We start from the raw sequence: 2,052 nt of genomic DNA on the forward strand, positions 1-2,052 counted from the left end.
GCCAGGACCTCGTCTATACCGGCAGCTTTGGCGACCTGAAGATCGACGCGGAAGCTGTCGGCGGACGCGTGCTGCCGGAACTCGACGGCGCCGGCGAAGCGACAGTGAAGAACGGCGTCGCGCTGATTAAGGCGCCGCCGAAAAGCCTGCGCGGCCAGTCGGTCGAGATTGCCAGCCTCGACGTGTCATCGGGCACGGCGCGCGTAACCGTATCCGGGCCGATCTCGATCGACGCCGACGGCCTGATCGATGCAAATCTGTCGATCAAGCTAAAGGACCCGAAGGCCGTAGCGGCGATCCTCGCCGGCGCCATTCCCGAGCACAAGAGCGAGATCGAGCAGGGTTTTGCCGGCATTGCCATGCTCGGCAACCAACCGTCCATGCCGCTCAAGATCGTGAAGGGTAAAGCTTCGCTTGGCTTCATCCCGCTCGGCAAGATCAAGCCGGTCGATTGAGACTGCGATGGCCGGACCGATCAAACTGCTCAGCGTCGGCGCGTTCACCCTCGACACGATCCTGCGTGTCGAGACGCTGCCCGCGCATCAGGGCAACTTCATCGCCAGCGACGGTGTCCAGATCGCCTCCGGCATGGCGACGAGTGCAGCCTGCGCCGCGCATCGCCTCGGCGCCGATGTGTCGCTTTGGGCGAGCGCGGGAGACGATGCGGTCGGCGACCGGCTGATTGCCGAGATCGAGGCGGAAGGTGTCGATTGCAGCCTGGTCCGCCGCGTCGCCGGCGCGCGCTCCGCGCTGGCCGCGATCCTGGTGGATGCCCATGGCGAGCGCATCATCGTGCCCTTCTATGACAGCAGGGCGCAAGCCGATCCCGACACGCTGCCGCTTGCCGAACTTTCCGCCTTCGACGCCGTGCTGGTGGACGTCCGCTGGCCGGGCGCCGCGGCACTTGCCTTGGCGGCCGCGCGGGACGCCGGCCGTCCGGCGATCCTCGACGCCGACACCGCGCCGATCGACGTGCTCGAGCGGCTTTTGCCGTTGGCCTCGCACATCGTCACCTCGGAGCCGGCGGCGCGGATCGTCTGCGGCCATGCGCTCGATCCGGAAAGCGCATGCGCCGATCTCGCCTCGCGCACCGACGCCTTCGTCGCGGTGACGGGCGGCGCTGCCGGAACCTGGTGGCATGATCGGGGAACCGGTCGCGTCCGGCATGTCGAGGCGCCGAAGGTCAAGGCGGTCGACACGCTCGCCGCCGGCGACGTCTTCCACGGCGCCTTCGCCGTCGGCCTTGCCGAAGCCATGCCGTCCGAGCAGGCGCTGCGCTTTGCCAGCGCCGCCGCCGCGCTTAAATGCCTGCGCTTCGGCGGCCGGCTCGGCGCTCCGGACAGAGCCGAGACAATGGCCATGATGGCGGCGCACTGGCCCCCATCGGGACAGATCGAGCAGAAGGCCTAGGGCTTGGCCCCCGGGTGCTCCACGGCCTGACGGCCGAAATCCGGCACATCGATATCCTGGCCGGCCTCAATGATCGAGCGGCGGATGGCGCGCGTGCGGGTGAACAGGTCGAACAGCTTTTCGCCGTCGCCCCAGCGGATCGCTCGCTGCAGCGAGGCCAGATCCTCCGAGAAGCGCGCCAGCATTTCCAGGATCGCGTCCTTGTTGTGCAGGCACACGTCCCGCCACATGGTCGGGTCGGAAGCGGCCAGTCGGGTAAAGTCGCGAAAACCGGAAGCGGAGTATTTGATGACTTCCGTCTTGGTCACCGATTCCAGGTCGTCGGCGGTGCCGACGATGTTGTAGGCGATGATATGCGGCAGATGCGAGACGATGGCCAAGGTCATGTCGTGATGCTGCGGGTCCATCGTGTCGATGTTGGAGCCGCAGCGCCGCCAGAATTCGGAGAGCTTTTCCAGCGCCTCCGGATCCGTGCCCGGCAGCGGCGTGAAGATGCACCAGCGGTTGTCGAAGAGATCGGCGAAGCCGGCATCCGGCCCGGACTTTTCCGTGCCCGCCAGCGGGTGCCCGGGGATGAAATGCACACCGACGGGCACATGCGGCTGCATTTGCGCGATCACCGAAGCTTTGGTTGAGCCGACA

General features: G+C 67.0%; 3 protein-coding genes. 2 read left to right on the plus strand and 1 reads right to left on the minus strand.

Features of this window, described 5'->3' with window-relative positions; genetic code table 11:
* The coding region (locus EOA60_RS30485; RefSeq protein ID WP_128312433.1) for a DUF2125 domain-containing protein at positions 1-455 on the plus strand (455 nt) is incomplete at its 5' end.
* 7 nt (positions 456-462) lie between these two features.
* On the plus strand, positions 463-1,410 hold the full coding sequence (locus EOA60_RS30490) for a sugar kinase (RefSeq protein ID WP_127335899.1): 948 nt from the start codon (positions 463-465) through the stop codon (positions 1,408-1,410).
* Here the strand turns inward: EOA60_RS30490 and EOA60_RS30495 are convergent.
* A partial coding sequence (locus EOA60_RS30495) for a prephenate/arogenate dehydrogenase family protein (RefSeq protein WP_128312435.1) occupies positions 1,407-2,052 on the minus strand: 646 nt, incomplete at its 5' end. The two genes, EOA60_RS30490 and EOA60_RS30495, sit on opposite strands and share 4 nt — an antisense overlap.

The sequence above is a fragment of the Mesorhizobium sp. M1A.F.Ca.IN.020.06.1.1 genome, assembly GCF_004023265.1.
Taxonomy (GTDB): domain Bacteria; phylum Pseudomonadota; class Alphaproteobacteria; order Rhizobiales; family Rhizobiaceae; genus Mesorhizobium.